The 19,080-nt window shown below is 69.4% G+C and carries 18 protein-coding genes, 1 tRNA gene and 1 other RNA gene; 16 read left to right on the forward strand and 4 right to left on the reverse strand.

Annotated features, from left to right (window positions below; all coding sequences use genetic code 11):
• Nucleotides 1–18: 18 nt before the first annotated feature.
• Nucleotides 19–1,353: a M20/M25/M40 family metallo-hydrolase gene (locus tag LK09_RS11555; RefSeq protein ID WP_052226689.1), complete on the reverse strand. Its 1,335-nt coding sequence runs from the start codon at nucleotides 1,351–1,353 to the stop codon at nucleotides 19–21.
• Nucleotides 1,354–1,497: 144 nt separating this feature from the next.
• On the opposite strand from LK09_RS11555, the gene ssrA reads away from it, so the two are divergent.
• The 4 genes from ssrA (at nucleotide 1,498) to LK09_RS11570 (ending at nucleotide 4,784) form a co-directional block, all read left to right on the forward strand.
• Nucleotides 1,498–1,867: a transfer-messenger RNA gene (gene ssrA, locus LK09_RS21155) on the forward strand.
• 274 nt (nucleotides 1,868–2,141) lie between these two features.
• Nucleotides 2,142–3,047 carry an ABC transporter substrate-binding protein gene (locus LK09_RS11560; RefSeq protein WP_039399391.1) on the forward strand — a complete coding sequence of 302 codons (906 nt, stop codon included), beginning with the start codon at nucleotides 2,142–2,144 and terminating at the stop codon, nucleotides 3,045–3,047.
• 1 nt (nucleotide 3,048) lies between these two features.
• The gene (locus tag LK09_RS11565) at nucleotides 3,049–4,017 is read left to right on the forward strand and encodes an amino acid ABC transporter permease (RefSeq protein ID WP_082008212.1); all 969 of its coding nucleotides are present in this window, start codon (nucleotides 3,049–3,051) and stop codon (nucleotides 4,015–4,017) included.
• A complete protein-coding gene (locus tag LK09_RS11570; protein WP_039399393.1) occupies nucleotides 4,014–4,784 on the forward strand; it encodes an amino acid ABC transporter ATP-binding protein in 771 nt (256 codons plus the stop codon). The genes LK09_RS11565 and LK09_RS11570 overlap by 4 nt, the downstream gene beginning before the upstream one ends.
• A 66-nt stretch (nucleotides 4,785–4,850) precedes the next feature.
• On the opposite strand, the gene LK09_RS11575 is transcribed toward LK09_RS11570, so the two are convergent.
• On the reverse strand, nucleotides 4,851–5,381 hold the full coding sequence (locus LK09_RS11575) for a hypothetical protein (protein ID WP_039399395.1): 531 nt from the start codon (nucleotides 5,379–5,381) through the stop codon (nucleotides 4,851–4,853).
• On the reverse strand, nucleotides 5,378–6,217 hold the full coding sequence (locus tag LK09_RS11580) for an inositol monophosphatase family protein (protein WP_039399397.1): 840 nt from the start codon (nucleotides 6,215–6,217) through the stop codon (nucleotides 5,378–5,380). The genes LK09_RS11575 and LK09_RS11580 overlap by 4 nt, the downstream gene beginning before the upstream one ends.
• A gap of 94 nt (nucleotides 6,218–6,311) precedes the next feature.
• On the opposite strand from LK09_RS11580, the gene LK09_RS11585 reads away from it, so the two are divergent.
• From LK09_RS11585 to LK09_RS11610, 6 genes are all read left to right on the forward strand, one after another.
• Nucleotides 6,312–6,387 (forward strand) — tRNA-Lys (locus LK09_RS11585).
• 102 nt (nucleotides 6,388–6,489) lie between these two features.
• Nucleotides 6,490–8,025: an ATP-dependent DNA ligase gene (locus LK09_RS11590; protein ID WP_039399399.1), complete on the forward strand. Its 1,536-nt coding sequence runs from the start codon at nucleotides 6,490–6,492 to the stop codon at nucleotides 8,023–8,025.
• Between the two features lie 109 nt (nucleotides 8,026–8,134).
• The gene (locus LK09_RS11595; RefSeq protein WP_039399401.1) at nucleotides 8,135–8,902 is read left to right on the forward strand and encodes a CoA transferase subunit A; all 768 of its coding nucleotides are present in this window, start codon (nucleotides 8,135–8,137) and stop codon (nucleotides 8,900–8,902) included.
• Nucleotide 8,903: 1 nt separating this feature from the next.
• Nucleotides 8,904–9,557 (forward strand): 3-oxoacid CoA-transferase subunit B, encoded by a 654-nt coding sequence (locus tag LK09_RS11600; RefSeq protein WP_197061035.1) that lies wholly within the window; start codon nucleotides 8,904–8,906, stop codon nucleotides 9,555–9,557.
• Nucleotides 9,554–10,738: an acetyl-CoA C-acetyltransferase gene (locus LK09_RS11605; protein WP_039399403.1), complete on the forward strand. Its 1,185-nt coding sequence runs from the start codon at nucleotides 9,554–9,556 to the stop codon at nucleotides 10,736–10,738. Before LK09_RS11600 ends, LK09_RS11605 begins: the two co-directional genes overlap by 4 nt.
• Before the next feature lie 40 nt (nucleotides 10,739–10,778).
• Nucleotides 10,779–11,234, forward strand: a complete 456-nt coding sequence (locus LK09_RS11610; protein WP_039399404.1) for a GNAT family N-acetyltransferase — start codon at nucleotides 10,779–10,781, stop codon at nucleotides 11,232–11,234.
• Nucleotides 11,235–11,238: 4 nt separating this feature from the next.
• On the opposite strand, the gene LK09_RS11615 is transcribed toward LK09_RS11610, so the two are convergent.
• Nucleotides 11,239–11,466, reverse strand: coding sequence for a hypothetical protein (locus LK09_RS11615; RefSeq protein WP_052226690.1), 228 nt, complete (start codon nucleotides 11,464–11,466; stop codon nucleotides 11,239–11,241).
• A gap of 104 nt (nucleotides 11,467–11,570) precedes the next feature.
• On the opposite strand from LK09_RS11615, the gene LK09_RS11620 reads away from it, so the two are divergent.
• The 6 genes from LK09_RS11620 (at nucleotide 11,571) to ilvC (ending at nucleotide 18,976) form a co-directional block, all read left to right on the forward strand.
• Nucleotides 11,571–12,968 (forward strand): alpha,alpha-trehalose-phosphate synthase (UDP-forming), encoded by a 1,398-nt coding sequence (locus tag LK09_RS11620; protein WP_039399406.1) that lies wholly within the window; start codon nucleotides 11,571–11,573, stop codon nucleotides 12,966–12,968.
• Nucleotides 12,965–13,777 carry a trehalose-phosphatase gene (otsB, locus tag LK09_RS11625; protein ID WP_039399407.1) on the forward strand — a complete coding sequence of 271 codons (813 nt, stop codon included), beginning with the start codon at nucleotides 12,965–12,967 and terminating at the stop codon, nucleotides 13,775–13,777. Before LK09_RS11620 ends, otsB begins: the two co-directional genes overlap by 4 nt.
• 10 nt (nucleotides 13,778–13,787) lie before the next feature.
• Entirely contained in the window at nucleotides 13,788–15,494 is a 1,707-nt protein-coding gene (gene ilvD, locus LK09_RS11630) for a dihydroxy-acid dehydratase (RefSeq protein WP_039399409.1), read from the forward strand.
• Between the two features lie 54 nt (nucleotides 15,495–15,548).
• The gene (locus tag LK09_RS11635) at nucleotides 15,549–17,354 is read left to right on the forward strand and encodes an acetolactate synthase large subunit (protein WP_039399411.1); all 1,806 of its coding nucleotides are present in this window, start codon (nucleotides 15,549–15,551) and stop codon (nucleotides 17,352–17,354) included.
• Nucleotides 17,355–17,358: 4 nt separating this feature from the next.
• A complete protein-coding gene (ilvN, locus tag LK09_RS11640) occupies nucleotides 17,359–17,868 on the forward strand; it encodes an acetolactate synthase small subunit (protein WP_039399413.1) in 510 nt (169 codons plus the stop codon).
• 82 nt (nucleotides 17,869–17,950) lie between these two features.
• Nucleotides 17,951–18,976 carry a ketol-acid reductoisomerase gene (ilvC, locus tag LK09_RS11645; RefSeq protein WP_039399415.1) on the forward strand — a complete coding sequence of 342 codons (1,026 nt, stop codon included), beginning with the start codon at nucleotides 17,951–17,953 and terminating at the stop codon, nucleotides 18,974–18,976.
• The last annotated feature ends 104 nt before the right edge of the window (nucleotides 18,977–19,080 follow it).

The raw sequence follows: 19,080 nt of genomic DNA on the forward strand, positions 1-19,080 counted from the left end.
GCACGGAAACGGGCCAGGCTACTGTAACCGCTCCAGGAGCGTGCGATGGAATCGGGCACCGCGCTCGAGCTCGGCGATCTCGACGCGTTCGTCCACCCCGTGGATGCTCGCGCGCAGCTGCGCGCTCATCGCGAGCGGCGCGAACCGGTACACCACGGGGCTGAAGCGATGGAAGTGCCGGGAGTCGGACGCCGCCATCATCACGTACGGAACGGCCGTGGCGTCCGGGTGGGATGCCGCCAGCGCCTCCCTCATGAGGGCGAACTGCGCGTTGTCGGTCGGCGACTCCGGTGACGGCTCGTCGCCGTCGACGACCTCGACCGCGATGCTGCGGTCGCTGATGCGCCGCGTGACGCGCTGCACCGTGCCGGCAACGGTCTCGCCCAGTGCCAGGCGCAGGTTGAGCGTCGCGGAGGCCTGCGACGGCAGCACGTTGGCCGCCGTTCCGCCGGACTGCATCGTGGCCGCGACGGTCGTGCGCACCATGGCCGCAGGCTCGCCGCCGAGGGCGGCGAACACGCGCGCCGACACCGCGGGCAGGGCGGCGAGCATCCGGTAGAGCGGCCTGGCCGGGCCCGTGCTGGTCCGCGAGAAGGTGTGCAGCATCCTGCTGACCGCGAGCGGCGTCCGCGGGCGGAAGGTTCCCGGCGTCAGGCGGTCGATGCTGTGCGCCAGAGTGCCGATGGCGGTGCGGGCCGGCGGCGCGGAGGCGTGCCCGCCGGCGCCGCGGGCGCCGAGTCGCAGGGTCAGGGTGCCCTTCTCGCCGACCCCGATCATGGCCGCCGTGCCGGTGACGAACGGGAGCGGGGCATCCACCACGGCGCCGCCCTCGTCGAGGACGAGCCACGGGGTGATGCCGCGCTCGCGGAGAGCGGCTGCGATCGCCTGCGCGCCGCCGCCGTGCGTCTCCTCGTTGCCGCCGAACGACAGGTAGACGTCGCGTGCCGGCACGTGGCCGGCTTCGAGCAGCTGCTCCACGGCCTCGAGCACCACCAGCAGTGGTCCCTTGTCGTCGAGTGCGCCACGCCCGTACACGAACCCGTCGGCGATGCGGCCCTCGAACGGGGGATGCGTCCAGGCGTCCGACGCGTCCACGGGCACGACGTCGTAGTGCGCCATGAGGACGACCGGGTCGGCGTCGGAGTCCCGGCCGGCCCAGCGGTACAGCAGCCCGAAGTCGGTGAGCCGCTCGCGGGTCAGCATCGCGGCGATGCGCGGATACAGCTCGCCGATCAGCTCCACGAACGCCTCGAACGGTGCGCGGCCCCGCTCGTCGACCTCGGCCGACACCGTCGGCAGCTGGATCATGCGGGAAAGTCGCTGCGCCATGGCGTGCTGCACGTCGTTCGTCATCGGGGCCTCCGGCCGTCCACCCTAAGCCACCGGTCGCCGGAATTGCCGCGCGTCGTTCGTCGTTGTAGTCTGTGATGCTCGGGTGCGGATGCTCCCGAGTGGCAACTCCACAGTGTGACAGCGGTCCCTTCATCTGAAGGACACGGGGCTGATCGGTTTCGACAGCGCCTGTGAACCCACGAGAAGCGGGCCGAGGATGCAGGGTTATCTCGTGAACGCTCCCTGCAAACCAATAAGTGCCAACAACAAGCGCACTGACTTCGCCCTCGCTGCGTAAGCGAGCCCGATAGTCCGTCAGGCCGTATGTGATTCCGATACGGATCCTGGCGTCATCTAGGAATCTTGCTGTGTGACGGCGTCTGGACGTCACGCGGGACTCTTCCCAGGCTGGGCCTGTCGACTTGGGTGTCTGTGACAAAGGTCGGGGCCGAGCAGAACGTCTGCACAGACTGCGCCCGGAGAATGCGTGGAATCTCAGCGCTGGACGGGGGTTCGATTCCCCCCAGCTCCACTGGCTTCCAGCCGAACCGCTGTCACGGAAGAGAGCCCCCTCGGAGCCCTGCGAACGCAGGGCTCCGAGGGGGCTCTCTTCGTCGCGGCAGGGTGCCAGCATCCCGGCTCTCGCGCAAGCATCGAGCGTCGCTCGCGGAAATCTTCCTGTCCGGCGGGGCGGATTCTCACGATCCGGACACGACCGGGTCTCGGGGTTGGCTCTTTTGAACCGGGTCCGATTACGCTTCATCGATACCCATGTCTGTGGGCCCCCGAACTCACACCGAGGTGAATCAATGCGAACCCGACGTTTCCTCGTCGCCGCGGCCGGTGCCGCTGCGGCCGCCCTCCTGCTCGCCGGCTGCGTGGACAACACGCCCACCGGCTCGTCCACCGGCGGATCCTCCGCCAGCGGCGCGGCCGTCACGAAGGATGCCGCCCTTTACAACGCCCTCCCGTCCTCGATCAAGTCCTCCGGCGTCCTCGCCGTGGGCATGGACGACACCTACGCTCCGAACGAGTTCAAGGACGCGAACGGCAACCCCACCGGCTGGGAGGTGGACCTCACCAACGCGATCGCCGCGAAGCTGGGGGTCAAGGCCCAGTACAACATCGCCAAGTTCGACAACATCCTCCCGTCGATCACCGGCGGCAAGGACGACATCGGCATGTCGTCGTTCACCGACACCAAAGAGCGCGAGAAGCAGGTCGACTTCGTCAACTACTACTCCGCCGGCATCGCCTGGGCATCGCTCAAGGGCAAGAACGTGAACCCGGACGACGCCTGCGGCCTGAAGGTGGCCGTGCAGTCCACGACCTACGAAGACACCGACGAGGTGCCCGCCAAGTCGAAGGCCTGCACCGCGAAGGGCAAGCCCGCCATCCAGGTCTTCCGCTTCGACGCGCAGGACCAGGCCACCAACGCCGTCATCCTCGGCCAGGTGGATGCCATGAGCGCGGACTCGCCCGTCACCGCGTACGCGATCAAGACGACCGGCGACAAGCTCCAGCCCGCGGGCAAGACCTTCGACGTCGCCCCGTACGGCATCCCGGTCGCCAAGAACTCGCAGCTCACGCCCGTCCTGCAGAAGGCCGTGCAGGCGCTGATCGACGACGGCACCTACGGCAAGATCCTCGACAAGTGGGGTGTCGCCGACGGTGGCGTGAAGACGGCCGAGATCAACCTCGCTTCGAAGAGCTGAGATGTCCTCGTCTGACACGCAGGCCGCCCCGAGCGCCGCGTCGCAGCACGAGGAGGCCGAGCCGATCAAGGCGGTCAAGCTGCGGCATCCGTGGCGGATCATCCTCGCGGTCGTGCTGGTCCTGCTGCTGGTCTGGTTCATCACCGACGCCCTGCATCGCGAGGCCTACGGCTGGCCGTACGTCGCGAAGTTCATCTTCGACCGGCGCATCAGCGCCGCCGCGCTGGTGACGCTCGAGCTGACGGTGCTGTCGATGGTCATCGCGATCATCCTCGGCCTGATCCTCGCGGTCATGAGGATGTCGCCGAACCCGGTCGTGAAGTACATCGCGTGGCTGTACCTGTGGATCTTCCGCGGCACGCCGGTGTACGTGCAGCTGGTGTTCTGGGGCCTGTTCTCGCTGATCTACAAGAACATCTTCGTCGGCGTCCCCTTCACCGACATCGGGCTGAACCTCGACCTCGGCTTCATGACGAACACGTTCATCATCGCCGTCGTCGGCCTGTCGCTGAACGAAGCCGCGTACATGGCGGAGATCGTGCGGGCCGGACTCCTGTCCGTCGACCAGGGCCAGGAGGAGGCGGCCACCGCGCTCGGCATGAGCTGGGGACAGACCATGCGCCGGATCGTGGTGCCGCAGGCGATGCGCGTCATCATCCCGCCGACCGGCAACGAGGTCATCTCGATGCTGAAGACGACCTCCCTGGTCGCGGCGATTCCACTCACGACCGACCTGTACGGTGTGTCGCGCGACATCTCCGCCGTGACGTTCACCCCGATTCCGCTGCTGATCGTCGCGTCCTGCTGGTACCTGCTGGTCACGTCGATCCTGATGATCGGCCAGTACTACCTCGAGAAGCGGTACTCGCGCGGGGTGGGCGACAGGCGTCCTCCGGAAGGACCCAAGCAGCCCGGGACGATCACGGAGACCGTCAAGACCATGCGCAACGCGGAAGGGGGACAGGCATGACCGAGGTGACCCCCATGGTGGAGGCCCAGCAGGTCTCCAAGAGCTACGGCTCCAACCAGGTGCTCAAGAGCATCTCGCTGACCGTGATGCCCGGCGAGGTGCTGTGCCTGGTCGGTCCGTCCGGTTCCGGCAAGTCCACGTTCCTGCGGTGCATCAACCACCTGGAGCGGGTCAACGCCGGCCGGCTCGCGGTCGACGGCAAGCTCGTCGGGTATCGCGAGGCGAACGGCAAGCTCTACGAACTCCACCCGAAGGAGGCGGCGCTGCAGCGACGCGACATCGGGATGGTGTTCCAGCGGTTCAACCTGTTCCCGCACATGACCGCGCTCGAGAACGTCATGGAGGCGCCGGTGCGCGTCAAGGGCGTGGGTCGCGCGCAGGCGAAGCAGCGCGCGCGTGAACTCCTCGAAAGGGTGGGACTGGGCGAGCGGACCGACTACTACCCGGCGCACCTGTCCGGCGGGCAGCAGCAGCGCGTCGCGATCGCCCGGGCTCTCGCGATGGACCCGAAGCTGATGCTGTTCGACGAGCCCACCTCCGCGTTGGACCCGGAACTCGTCGGCGAAGTGCTCGACGTCATGAAGGAGCTCGCACGGACGGGCATGACGATGATCGTGGTCACCCACGAGATGGGCTTCGCCCGCGAGGTGGCCGACGAAGTCGTCTTCATGGACGGCGGCGTCGTCGTCGAGTCCGGAGACCCGAAGGTTGTGCTCACCAACCCGCAGCACGAGCGCACGAAGGCGTTCCTCTCCAAGGTGCTCTGATCGCCGTCGACGATGCCCCGCTCCTTCCTGGGCGGGGCATCGTCGACTCCGGCGGTGCGGCGGCGGTCAGGACGGATCAGCGATGAGCAGGATGCCCTGCTTCGTGCTGGCGACCTTGACCCAGCCGTCGGTGAACAGGTACGTCATCCCGAACCCCTCGTCGTCGGGGTTCAGGATCATGTCTTTGCCGGCCGTGATGTACACGCCTTCGGGCGCGTCGATGCGCCGCCATCCCTGCGACAGGAGCTGTTTCTCGGCCTCTTTCGCCGTCGCGGCGTCGATCGGGCCCCGGCCGAAGACCTCGGCGCGCTCGCTCGACTGGCCGCCCCAGGTGCACTGCAGGCCTTTGGCGACGCGGATGTCGCCGACGTACAACGGCCCCGGCTCAGCGGTCCACCCCGCGGCCGTGAACGCCTTCACGGTCGCCGCGGGGATCATGCCCTCGCAGGTGAGCGCGACGGCCGTCGCGTGGGGAGTGGAGGATGCCGCCGCAGAGGCTGCTCCGGGGTGCTCCTGACCGGGGCCGCCGGTGCATCCCGCGAGGAGCATGCCGGCGGCGAGGAGCAGCGCGACCGCGGCCGATCGGCGCCGGATCATCCGGCCCCCTCGCCGTGCAGCAGGGTCAGATAGGCATCGTGCAGCACACCGTTCGTCGCCAATGACGAGCGGTCGCCGATCGAATCGGTGCCGTCGAACGCGGTGAAGCGTCCGCCGGCCTCGCGCACGATGGCGACGTGGGCCGCGATGTCGTACTCCTTCACGCCGAATTCGGCGACGAACTCGAGGCGCCCCTCGGCCAGCAGCATGTACGGCCACGCGTCGCCGTAGCCCCGATCGCGCCACACGCCGCGGCTGAGGCGGATCAGCGTATCGAGTTCGCCGGCCTCATCCCACTGCTGGATGCTCTGGAAGCTGACGCTCGAGAGGGCGACGTCGTCGACGGCGGAGACGTGGATGCTGCGCGGTGCGCTCTCCCCGGGGACGTTGGTCCACGCGCCGTGCCCGCGCGCCGCCCACCAGCGGCGTCCGATGGACGGCTGGCTGACGATGCCCACGACGGGGACGCCGTCGACGGCCAGGGCGATGAGGGTCGCCCACATGGGGATGCCCTTGAGGTAGTTGGCGGTGCCGTCGATGGGGTCGATGATCCACTGCCGCGCGGTGGAGCCGGTGCTCCCGAACTCCTCACCGAACACACCGTCGCCGGGCCGTTCGGTGAGCAGGATGTCACGGATCGCCCGCTCGGTCGCGAGATCCGCCTCGGTCACGTGCGTGGAATCCGCCTTGGTCCGGATGTCGAGGTCGGGGGCGTCGAAGCGCGCCATCGAGACGGCATCGGCCGCGTCCGCGAGCCGCAGCGCGAGTTGCAGGTCTGCGGCGAGATCGACGGCGACGGAGGGCTCGGCCGCGGATTCGGAGGCTGCGCTGTTCACCCGTCAAGGATATCGGGCGGCCCCGCAGCCCCGATTTCGTGTTGCGCGGATTCTCGGGTAATGTGATCTCTCGGTTCGCGGAACAGCGAACCGAGCACCTCTAGCTCAATCGGCAGAGCAACTGACTCTTAATCAGTGGGTTCTGGGTTCGAGTCCCAGGGGGTGCACCACCAGTGCGAAGGCCCTCGATCCCGTGGAAACACGGTGATCGGGGGCCTTCGTCGTGGCGGCGGGTTCCTCTCGATGTCGGAAGGGCGTGGCAGACTTCGGGCATGCTGCTGCACGAGGTCGTCGCCACGGTGGCCGCGGTCGGGGCGACCCGGTCGCGACGCGTCAAGGTCGACGAGCTCGCCGCACTGCTCGCCCGTCTGGGGCCGGAGGAGGTCACGGCCGCCGTCGGGTTCCTCACCGCGAGCCCCCGCCAGGGCCGGCTGGGCATCGGCTGGCGCAGCCTGACCGACCTCCGGGTCGAGCACGCGACCACCGCGACCCTCACGGTCGCCGAGGTCGATGCGGAGTTCGACCGGCTGGCCGTGGCGTCCGGGCCGGGGTCGGCTGCCGACCGCGCGCGGCTGCTCCACGACCTCGCCCGTCGCGCGACGCCCGACGAGTGGGGCTTCCTGGTGCGGGTCATCCTCGGAGAACTCCGCACCGGTGCGCTGGAGGGCGTGCTCACCGAGGCGGTGGCCCGCGCGGGCGGGCATCCGACCGACGCGGTGCGTCGCGCCGCGATGCTCTCCGGGAGTCTCGCCGAGACGGCACGCATCGCCCTGTTCGAACCGGACGGCGCCCTGCAGGAGGTCGGACTGGAGGTCGGGCGACCCGTGCTGCCGATGCTGGCGGCATCCGCCGCCACCGTCGCGGATGCCGTCGCAGTCACCGGGGAGTCCTCGGTCGAGTTCAAGCTCGACGGGGCACGGATCCAGGTGCACCGCCGCGGCCACGACGTTCGCGTCTTCACCCGGAGTCTCGCCGAGATCACCCATCGTGTGCCCGAGATCGTCGAGATCGTCCGCGGGTTCGATGCCGACTCCGTCATCCTGGACGGAGAGACGCTGGCGCTCGATGCGGACGGCCGCCCGCGGGCGTTCCAAGACACGATGGCGCGTTTCGGGGCGGATGCCGACCGCTCTGTGGTCCTGCGGCCCTGGTTCTTCGACATCCTGCACGTGGACGGGCGCGACCTGATCGACGCGCCCCTGTCGGAGCGCCGGGCGGAGCTGGCCCGGGTGGTCGGTGACAACCTCGTCCCGGCGACGCTCACCGGGCAGCCGGAGGTCGCCGTGGAGTTCTCGCGCGACGCGCTGGCCGCCGGCCACGAAGGCGTCGTCGTGAAGTCGCTCGCCGCTTCGTACGCGGCGGGCCGCCGGGGCTCGGCCTGGATCAAAGTCAAGCCGGTCCTCACCTTCGATCTCGTCGTGCTCGCGGCGGAATGGGGCTCCGGGCGCCGCACCGGGCTGCTGTCGAATCTCCATCTCGGCGCCCTCGACCCGGTCGGGGAGTTCGGGGCGGCCGGCGGCTTCGTCATGGTCGGAAAGACGTTCAAGGGCCTCACCGATGCGCTGCTGCGGTGGCAGACCGAGACGTTCCCGGAGTACGAGACCGGCCGCACCGCCCATGTCGTGCGTCTGCGGCACGAGCTCGTCGTCGAGATCGCCATCGACGGCGTGCAGCGCTCCTCGCGGTATCCGGGCGGCCTCGCCCTGCGGTTCGCGCGGGTCAAGGGGTACCGGCCCGACAAGTCGCCCGCGGAGGCCGACACCATCCAGGCGCTGCGCGCGCTCCTGCCGGCGGGCGACAGCGCATAACGACGCTCGATGCGTGGCATCGGCCACCCGTGGGGCACGAGGGGGTGTCGGGCGTTGTCCGACCCGTCCGCGACGCGTAGCGTCGTGCACGACAGCAAAGGAGTGTCACGTGATCGACAAGCAGGTGCCGGATGCCGCGACCGCGGTGGGCGATATCGGCGAAGGCGCGAGTATCGCCGTCGGGGGTTTCGGGTTGTCCGGCAACCCGATGGGGTTGATCGAGGCGCTGCATGCGCGGGGCGTCGGCGGCCTGTCGATCGTGTCGAACAACTGCGGCGTCGACGACTGGGGTCTCGGCATCCTGCTGGGGTCCGGGCGGATCCGGAAGATGACGTCGTCCTACGTGGGGGAGAACAAGGAGTTCGAGCGGCAGTTCCTGTCGGGAGAGCTCGAAGTGGAGCTGACGCCGCAGGGCACGCTCGCGGAGAAGCTGCGCGCGGGCGGTGCGGGGATCGCGGCCTTCTTCACCCCGACCGGGGTCGGCACGCAGGTCGCCGAGGGCGGCCTGCCGCAGCGGTACGACGGCTCAGGCGGTGTCGCACAGGCATCCGCTGCGAAAGAGGTGCGCACGTTCATGGTCGCGGGCCGGGAGCGGGAGTTCGTGCTCGAAGAGGCGATCGTGACCGACTACGCCCTGGTGCACGCCGCGGTCGGCGACCGCCACGGGAACCTGGTGTTCAACAAGGCCGCCCGCAACTTCAACCCCCTCGCCGCCATGGCGGGGCGCGTCTGCATCGCCCAGGTGGAGCGACTCGTGGAGCCGGGGGAGATCGACGCCGATCGGGTGCATCTTCCCGGCATCTACGTGCACCGGGTCGTCGAGGTCGGCCCCGGGATCGAGAAGCGCATCGAGCGTCGCACCGTGAAGGAGGCCTGAGATGGGACTGTCCCGTACCGAGATGGCTGCCCGCGCCGCCCGCGAGCTCGCGGACGGCGCCTACGTGAACCTGGGTATCGGGCTGCCGACCCTCGTGCCGAACTACGTGCCCGACGGGGTGACGGTGGTGCTGCAGTCCGAGAACGGCATCCTCGGCGTCGGACCGTATCCGGACGAGCAGCACGTGGACCCGGACCTGATCAACGCGGGCAAGGAGACGGTGACGACGCTCCCCGGGAGCGCGTTCTTCGACTCCGCGCTCAGCTTCGGGATGATCCGAGCCGGAAAGATCGACGCCGCCATCCTCGGCGCGATGCAGGTGTCCGCGGCCGGCGATCTCGCGAACTGGATGATCCCGGGAAAGATGGTGAAGGGTCCGGGCGGGGCGATGGACCTGGTCCACGGCGCCGGCACGGTCATCGTGCTGATGGAGCACGTCGCCCGGGACGGCAGCGCGAAGATCGTCGACGAGTGCACCCTGCCGCTGACCGGCAAGGGCGTCGTGGACCGGATCATCACCGACCTCGCCGTCATCGACGTCACCGCCGAAGGACTCGTCCTGGCCGAGCTCGCGCCGGGCGTCACCGTCGCGCAGGTGCAGGCCGCCACCGAGCCGACGCTGGTGATCCCGGAGACCTTTAGGCTGGAGGCATGAACACCGACGACGTCGTCATCGTTGCCGCCGCCCGCACCCCCCAGGGTCGCCTGAAGGGCGCGCTGTCGAGTCTCTCGGCGCCGCAGCTCGGCAGCGCGGCCATTCGAGGCGCGCTCGAGGGCGCCGGCATCCCCGCCGATGCGGTCGATGCCGTGCTGGTCGGACAGGTGCTGCCGGCCGGCTCCGGCCAGAATCCGGCACGTCAGGCGGCGATCGGAGCCGGGCTGCCCTGGAATGTGCACGCCGCGGGCGTCAACAAGGTGTGCCTGTCCGGGCTCACCGCCGTGATCGACGGCGCGCGCATGATCGCCGTGGGCGACGCCCGGGTCGTCGTGGCCGCCGGCATGGAATCGATGTCGCAGGCGCCCCACCTGCTCATGGGCTCGCGCAGCGGCTGGCAGTACGGGTCGGTCGAAGTGCTCGACCACATGGCCTACGACGGACTCACCGATGCGTATGACCGCGAGAGCATGGGCGCCTCGACCGAGCGCCTGAACGAGCGCTACGAGGTCACGCGCGCCGACCAGGACGCCGTGGCCGCGCGATCGCATCAGCGTGCGGCCGCCGCACAGGCCGCCGGCGTCTTCGACGGCGAGATCGTGCCGGTGTCGATCCCGCAGCGCAAGGGCGAGCCCGTCGTCGTGACGGCGGACGAGGGCGTGCGTCCCGAGACCACCGTCGACACGCTGGCCGGGCTGCGGCCGGCGTTCGCCCAGGGAGGGTCCATCACCGCCGGCAACTCGTCGCAGATCTCCGACGGCGCATCGGCCGTCGTCCTCACGACCCGCGCGCACGCCGACGAGCAGGGGTGGCCGGTGCTGGCCGTGGTCGGGGCATCCGGCCAGGTCGCCGGCCCCGACAACTCCCTCCACGCGCAGCCGGCCGGCGCGATCCGCAAAGCGTGCGACAAGGCGGGCATCCGGCCCGGCGACCTCGACTTCGTGGAGATCAACGAAGCCTTCGGCGCCGTGGTGGCGCGGTCGCAGCGTGAACTCGGGCTCAGCGACGACGTCGTCAACATCCACGGCGGAGGCATCGCGGTCGGGCATCCGATCGGGGCTTCGGGCAACCGGCTCGTCGTGCACGCCGTGCACGAGCTGGTGCGGCGCGGGTCGGGTTCGGCCGCCGTCGCGCTGTGCGGCGGAGGCGGACAGGGCGACGCGCTCATCCTCACACGCTGACGCCTTTCGCGGCGCCCGGCCGATGCCGTAGCCTCGGCGCATGAGGATCGCTCCGCTCGCCGAATCCGACCGCGCCGACTGGGAGCCGCTCTGGCAGGGCTATCTGACCTTCTACGAGACCGAGCTGGCCGACGACGTGTCAGATGCGACGTTCGCCCGGCTGGTCGCCGGAGACGGCATGCACGGCGCGCTCGCCCGAGACGACGACGGACGCGCCGTCGGCTTCGTGAACTGGCTGCCGCAGGCATCCACCTGGACGAAGGGCACGTACTGCTACCTGGAGGACCTCTTCGTCGCGCCGGACGTGCGCGGAGGCGGCGTCGGCCGCGCGCTCATCGCACACGTGCGGACCTGGGCGGAGGACGCCGGCTGCGACCAGGTCTACTGGCTGACGGCCGAGACCAACACGCAGGCGCGCAAGCTCTACGACAAGGTCGCAGAGCTCTCCGGATTCGTGCACTACCAGATCACGCTGGCTCCGCACGGGTCGAACTGAGCGGTCAGAGCGCTCCGTCGTCGCCGGCGGCCCGGATCGCACGCTCGGCGAGCACTTCGCGGCGCGTGTCGACGATGGCGCCGACGGTGAGCGCCACCGTGATGCCCCAGCTGAGCCAGATGAGCACGTGGCGCCACGTGAACGGCTGCTCCTCGTCGCGCAGGCCGCGCAGCAGCTCGAGTCCGGTGGTGATCGCCCCGATGAGGCCTGTGCCGAAAACGTACTTGCGCATGTCTTCACGGTAGCGTCTCCCACCCTCGATGGCACGCTTCGGCCGGTGGCCGCCGACCCGCGCGCTAGCCTGGAAGGTGCGCCCCCGACCCGGAGGAGGACAGCGTGAGTCAGGCAGAGTTCGTCATCGTCGCCAACCGATTGCCCGTCGATCGAGACGCGAACGGAGGGTGGCGGACCTCGCCCGGCGGCCTGGTCACCGCGATGGAGCAGGTCATGCGCGGGGTCGACGGCGCGTGGGTCGGATGGCCCGGTCAGCCCGACCTGGACATCGACCCGTTCGACTTCGACGGGATGCGGCTGGTGCCGGTGAAGCTGAGCGCCGAAGACATCGAGCTGTACTACGAAGGCTTCTCGAACGACACCATCTGGCCGCTCTATCACGACGTCATCGCGGCCCCGCGCTACCGTCGTGAATGGTGGAACGCCTACCGGCGCGTCAACCGCCTGTTCGCCACCGCCGCGGCCGACGCGGCCGCGGAAGGTGCGACGGTCTGGGTGCAGGACTACCAGCTGCAGCTCGTCCCGCAGATGCTCCGCGAACTTCGTCCCGATCTGACCATCGGGTACTTCCATCACATTCCGTTCCCGGCATATGGCCTGTTCTCGCAGCTTCCCTGGCGTCGCCAGGTGCTGGAGGGCCTGCTCGGTGCTGATGTGATCGGCTTCCAGCGCGTTGCGGATGCCGGCAACTTCGCCCGCGCCGTGCGGCGGCAGCTGCGGTACGAGACCAAGGCGGGCGTCGTGCGCGTCCCCACCGCGGACGACGAAGCGCGTCCGGCGGTGGTCCGCGCCTTCCCGATCTCGATCGACACCGCGCAGTACGAGGACCTCGCCCGGGACCCGAAGGTGAGAGCGCGTGCGGCGGAGATCCGGGCGAGCCTCGGCAACCCGCGCCACATCCTCCTCGGCGTCGACCGCCTGGACTACACCAAGGGCATCCGGCACCGCATGAAGGCGTTCGGCGAACTCCTCGAAGACGGGCGCCTGAACGTCGAGGACGTCACCCTGGTGCAGGTCGCGAGCCCAAGCCGTGAGCGGGTCGAGACCTACATCCAGCTGCGCGACGAGATCGAGCTCGCCGTCGGCCGCATCAACGGCGACCAGGACACCATGGGGCACACCGCGATCCGGTACCTGCACCAGTCGTTCCCACGCGAGGAGATGGTCGCGCTGTTCCTCGCCGCCGACGTCATGCTCGTCACCGCGCTGCGCGACGGCATGAACCTCGTCGCCAAGGAGTACGTGGCATCCCGCGTCGACAACCGCGGGGTCCTGATCCTCAGCGAGTTCGCCGGGGCCGCCGACGAGCTGGGCAGCGCGGTGCGGATCAATCCCCATGACATCGAGGGCATGAAGGACGCGATCGTGCGCGCGATCGAGATGCCGGCGGCCGAGCAGGGCCGCCGCATGCGGGCGCTGCGCCGGCGCGTGCACGACAACGACGTGCAGGCCTGGTCGCGATCCTTCCTCTCCGCGCTCGAGAAGACCCGCACGTCATGACGGCCGCCGACGACGCACTGCAGCACCTGGCGGCGACGCCCCGGCTTCTCGTCGCCCTGGACTTCGACGGCACGCTTTCGCCGTTCGTCACCGAACCGATGGACGCCCGCATGCTCGGTGTGGCCCGTGATGCCGTCGACGCCCTGGCCGCCGCGCCCGGCACCACGGTGGCGCTCGTGTCCGGACGCGCGCTGCCGGATCTGCGCATCATCGCCGAGCACGACGACGACTCGCCGATCCTCCTCGCCGGGTCGCACGGCGTGGAGTACTGGCTGCCGCAGCGCGGCCGGGTGGTCCCGGACGTGGATGCCGACCACGCCGCCACCCGGGCCGCCGTGATCGCCGCGGCCGAGGAACGCCTCGCCGACCTGCCGGGCATCCGGATCGAGCCGAAGAGCTTCGGGATGGCCGTGCACAGCCGCGGGGCGGATGACCGGGCTGCCGACGACTCGGTGCGGATCGCCGACGAGGTCGTCGGTGAGCTCGCCCCGGACTGGCGTCGCCGGCTGGGGCACAGCGTGGTCGAGTACTCGTTCCGGGACGAAGGAAAGGATGCCGCCATCGCCGTCCTTCGTGCGGAGACGGAGCCGACGGCGGTGCTCTTCGCCGGAGACGACGTGACCGACGAGGATGCGATCGCGGCCCTCGAGCCGGGCGACGTGGGGGTCCGGCTCGGTGCGGGGGATTCGGCGGCGCAGGTGCGGATGCCCGGCATCCCCGAATTCGCGGCCTGGCTCGCGGAGCTCGCGTACCGGCGCTCGGAGTCCCCGCCCGCCGCGCGCCCTCCGGGCGTCGGCGGTCGGGAATAGACTGCCAAGCATGAGTCAGGCCGACGACCCGATCGACATCAAGCCCCGCAGCCGCGTCGTCACCGACGGCATCGAGGCGACGACTTCCCGAGGGATGCTGCGCGGCGTCGGCCTCGGAGACGAGGACTGGGACAAACCCCAGATCGGCATCGCGTCGAGCTGGAACGAGATCACACCGTGCAACCTGAGCCTGGATCGACTGGCCCAGGGCGCGAAGGAGGGCGTGCACGCCGGCGGCGGCTACCCGCTGCAGTTCGGCACGATCTCGGTGTCCGACGGCATCTCGATGGGTCACGAGGGCATGCACTTCTCCCTGGTGTCGCGCGAGGTCATCGCCGACTCCGTCGAGACGGTGGTGATGGCCGAGCGCCTCGACGGCACCGTCCTGCTCGCCGGCTGCGACAAATCGATCCCCGGCATGCTGATGGCCAGTGCGCGCCTGGACCTGTCGAGCGTCTTCCTGTACGCCGGGTCCATCGCACCGGGCTGGGTGAAGCTCTCCGACGGCACCGAGAAGGAGATCACGATCATCGACTCCTTCGAAGGAGTCGGCGCCTGTCTCGCGGGCCGGATGAGCGAGGCCGATCTGAAGCGCATCGAGTGCGCGTTCGCCCCCGGTGAGGGTGCCTGCGGCGGCATGTACACCGCCAACACGATGGCCTCGGTCGCCGAGGCCCTCGGCCTCAGCCTGCCGGGATCGGCGGCGCCGCCGTCGGCCGACCGGCGCCGGGACTACTTCGCCCACCGCTCCGGCGAGGCGGTCGTCAATCTGCTCCGCCAGGGGATCACCACCCGCGACATCCTCACGAAAGAGGCGTTCGAGAACGCGATCGCCCTCGCGATGGCGCTCGGCGGCTCCACAAACGTCGTGCTGCACCTGCTCGCCATCGCCAAGGAGGCCGAGGTCGAGCTGACGCTGCACGACTTCAACCGCATCGGCGACAAGGTCCCGCACGTGGCCGACATGAAGCCGTTCGGGCGCTTCGTGATGAACGACGTGGACCGGCACGGCGGAATCCCCGTCATCATGAAGGCCATGCTCGACGAGGGACTCCTGCACGGCGACGCGCTCACCGTCACCGGCAAGACACTCGCCGAGAACCTGCGCGAGCTCGACCCACTGCCCGTGGACGGCACGGTCATCCACTCGTTCGACGACCCGATCCACGCCACCGGCGGCATCACGATCCTGCACGGCTCGCTCGCTCCCGAGGGTGCGGTCGTGAAGACCGCGGGGTTCGACGCGGCCGTGTTCGAAGGCCCCGCACGCGTCTTCGAGCGCGAGCGCGGCGCGATGGACGCGCTCGAAGCCGGGCGGATCCATGCCGGCGACGTCGTCGTCATCCGCTACGAGGGCCCCAAGGGCGGGCCGGGGATGCGCGAGATGCTCGCCATCACGGCGGCCATCAAGGGCGCCGGGCTCGGCAAAGATGTCCTACTATTGACAGACGGTCGATTCTCAGGCGGCACAACCGGACTGTGCATCGGCCACATAGCACCCGAAGCGGTGGACTCCGGTCCCATCGCATTCGTGCGCGATGGTGATCTGATACGGGTCGATATCGCGGCTCGCACTCTCGACCTACTCGTCGATGAGGCCGAGCTGAGCTCCCGCCGTGAGGGCTGGGAGCCCCTGCCCCCGCGCTATACCCGTGGCGTCCTGGCCAAATACTCCAAGCTCGTGCGCTCCGCTGCGGAGGGCGCGGTCACGGGGTAGCAGCCGACACATACTTCTCATTTCGCCGACCCCCCCTTCGGAGGATTTCTTACCATGCCCGCCGATTCCCCCGTGGCTGTGCCACGACCGCCGTCTCGAACCGCTGCCGCGCCCATGCTCACCGGTGCGCAGGCCGTCGTCCGGTCCCTGGAGCTGCTCGGCGTCACCGACGTGTTCGGCCTGCCGGGCGGCGCGATCATGCCCGTCTACGACCCGCTCATGGATGCCGAGTCGCTGCGCCACATCCTCGTCCGCCACGAGCAGGGTGCCGGTCACGCTGCGCAGGGCTACGCTTCGGCATCCGGCCGCACGGGCGTCGCGATCGCGACCTCCGGCCCGGGTGCGACGAACCTGGTCACGGCGATCGCCGACGCGTACATGGACTCCGTGCCGCTGGTGTGCATCACCGGCCAGGTCTTCTCGACCCTGATGGGCACGGACGCCTTCCAGGAAGCCGACATCGTCGGCATCACCATGCCGATCACGAAGCACTCGTTCCTGGTCAAGCGCGCCGAAGACATCCCGGGCGCGATCGCGGCCGCGTTCGAGATCGCCTCGACCGGCCGGCCGGGTCCCGTCCTCGTGGACATCACGAAGGACGCCCAGCAGACCGAGGCGCCCTTCGTCTGGCCGCCGAAGATCGACCTGCCCGGCTACCGCCCCGTGACGAAGGCCCACGGCAAGCAGATCCAGGCGGCGGCGCAGCTGATCGCCGAGGCCCGCCAGCCCGTGCTCTACGTCGGCGGCGGCGTCATCCGCTCGCACGCGTCCGACGAACTGCGCGAACTCGCCGAGGTCACCGGTGCGCCGGTGGTCACCACGCTCATGGCGCGCGGCGCCTTCCCCGACTCGCACCCGCAGCACCTCGGGATGCCGGGCATGCACGGCACGGTGCCGGCGGTTCTCGCCCTGCAGGAGGCCGACCTCATCGTCGCCCTGGGCGCGCGCTTCGACGACCGCGTCACCGGCAAGGCGTCTCTTTTCGCTCCGAACGCACAGGTCGTGCACGTCGACATCGACCCGGCCGAGATCTCGAAGATCCGGACCGCGGACGTGCCGATCGTCGGTGACCTGCGCGACGTGCTCGTCGACCTGAGTGCGGCCTTCCGCACGGCATCCGCGGGTGTGAAGCCCGACCTCGCCGAGTGGTGGACCCGCCTCGACGGGCTGCGCGCCGAGTTCCCGCTCGGCTACACGCAGCCGACCGACGGCCACATGTCGCCGCAGTACGTGATCCAGCGCATCGGCGAGCTGACCGGCCCGGAGGCGGTCTACGCTGCCGGCGTGGGCCAGCACCAGATGTGGGCCGCGCAGTTCATCAAGTACGAGCGCCCGAACTCCTGGCTGAACTCCGGCGGCGCCGGGACCATGGGATACGCGGTTCCCGCCGCCATGGGCGCCAAGGTCGCCGAGCCCGACCGTGTAGTGTGGGCGATCGACGGTGACGGCTGCTTCCAGATGACCAACCAGGAACTGGCCACCTGCACGATCAACGACATCCCGATCAAGGTCGCGATCATCAACAACTCGTCGCTCGGCATGGTGCGGCAGTGGCAGACCCTGTTCTTCGACGGTCGGCACTCGCACACCGACCTGAACACCGGGCACGGCACGGTGCGGATCCCCGACTTCCTCAAGCTCGCGGAGGCCTACGGCTGCCTGGGTATCCGCGTCGAGCGCGAAGAGGACGTGGATGCCGCCATCAAGCTCGCCCTGGAGACGAACGACCGGCCGGTGGTGATCGACTTCGTGGTGAGCGCCGACGCGATGGTGTGGCCGATGGTGCCGCAGGGCGTCAGCAACAGCTACGTCCAGTACGCCCGCGACCACGCGCCCGCCTTCGACGAGCAGGAGGACTGATCACATGTCGAGTCACGTGCTGAGCCTCCTCGTCGAGGACAAGCCGGGTCTGCTGACCCGTGTCGCGGGCCTGTTCGCTCGTCGCGGCTTCAACATCGAGTCCCTCGCGGTGGGCGTGACGGAGGTCCCCGGGCTCTCTCGCATCACCGTCGTGGTGGACGTCGAGGAGCAGCCGCTCGAACAGGTGACCAAGCAGCTGAACAAGCTGATCAACGTCATCAAGATCGTCGAACTCGAGCCGTCCGCCTCCGTGCAGCGCGAGCACATGCTCGTGAAGGTGCGCGCCGATGCGGCCAACCGCACGAGCGTGCTCGAGATCGTCAACCTCTTCCGGGCGTCCGTCGTCGACTACGCACCCGATGCGCTCGTCGTCGAGGTGACCGGTGACAAGGGCAAGGTCGACGCGCTGCTGCGCGCTCTCGAGCCCTTCGGGATCAAGGAGATCGCCCAGTCGGGCCTTCTCGCGATCGGCCGCGGCGGCAAGAGCATCACCGAGCGCGTCCTGCGCGGCTGACCCCGATTCAGGCTTCCTCGACTCCGGTCGTTGAGCGAGCGAAGCGATACAAGCGACGACAATCAAGGAGAAACACAAGAACATGGCTGAGATCTTCTACGACGACGACGCAGACCTCTCGATCATCCAGGGCAAGAAGGTCGCGATCGTCGGCTACGGGTCGCAGGGCCACGCCCACGCCCAGAACCTGCGCGACTCGGGCGTCCAGGTCGTCATCGGCCTCAAGGAGGGCTCGAAGTCGATCGCGAAGGCACAGGACGAGGGCTTCGAGGTCAAGACCGTCGCCGACGCCGCCGCCTGGGCCGACCTGATCATGATCCTCGCGCCCGACCAGCACCAGCGGTCGATCTACGCGGACTCGATCAAGGACAACCTGACCGAGGGCAAGACGCTCGCGTTCGCGCACGGCTTCAACATCCGTTTCGGCTACATCGAGGCCCCCGAGGGCGTCGACGTCATCCTCGTCGCGCCGAAGGCCCCGGGCCACACGGTGCGTCGCGAGTTCGTCGCCGGTCGCGGCATCCCGGACATCATCGCCGTCGAGAAGGACGCCACCGGCACCGCCTGGGCCACCGCTCTCTCGTACGCGAAGGCGATCGGCGGCACCCGCGCCGGCGTCATCAAGACGACGTTCACCGAAGAGACCGAGACCGACCTGTTCGGCGAGCAGGCCGTGCTGTGCGGCGGTGTCTCCCAGCTCGTCGAGTACGGCTTCGAGACCCTGACTGAGGCGGGCTACCAGCCGCAGATCGCCTACTTCGAGGTGCTGCACGAGCTCAAGCTCATCGTCGACCTCATGTGGGAGGGCGGCATCGCCAAGCAGCGCTGGTCGGTCTCCGACACGGCCGAGTACGGCGACTACGTCTCGGGCCCGCGCGTCATCGACCCGCGCGTCAAGGAGAACATGCAGGCAGTGCTCGCCGACATCCAGTCGGGCGCGTTCGCCAAGCGGTTCATCGACGACCAGGATGCCGGTGCCCCGGAGTTCTACGCGCTGCGCGAGAAGGCCGCCCAGCACCCGATCGAGGGCGTCGGTCGCGACCTGCGCGCGCTCTTCGCGTGGAAGCAGCAGGACGAGGACTACACCGAGGGCTCTGCCGCTCGCTGACCCGCGTCTCGGAGGAGCCCGGCCCCGATTCGGGGCCGGGCTCCTCCGGCGTCCTGGTGGGCGGCGACGCGCGCGTCGGGGCGAATACCGGATGAATACCGCGC

This window comes from Microbacterium mangrovi (assembly GCF_000802305.1).
Taxonomy (GTDB): Bacteria; Actinomycetota; Actinomycetes; order Actinomycetales; family Microbacteriaceae; genus Microbacterium; species Microbacterium mangrovi.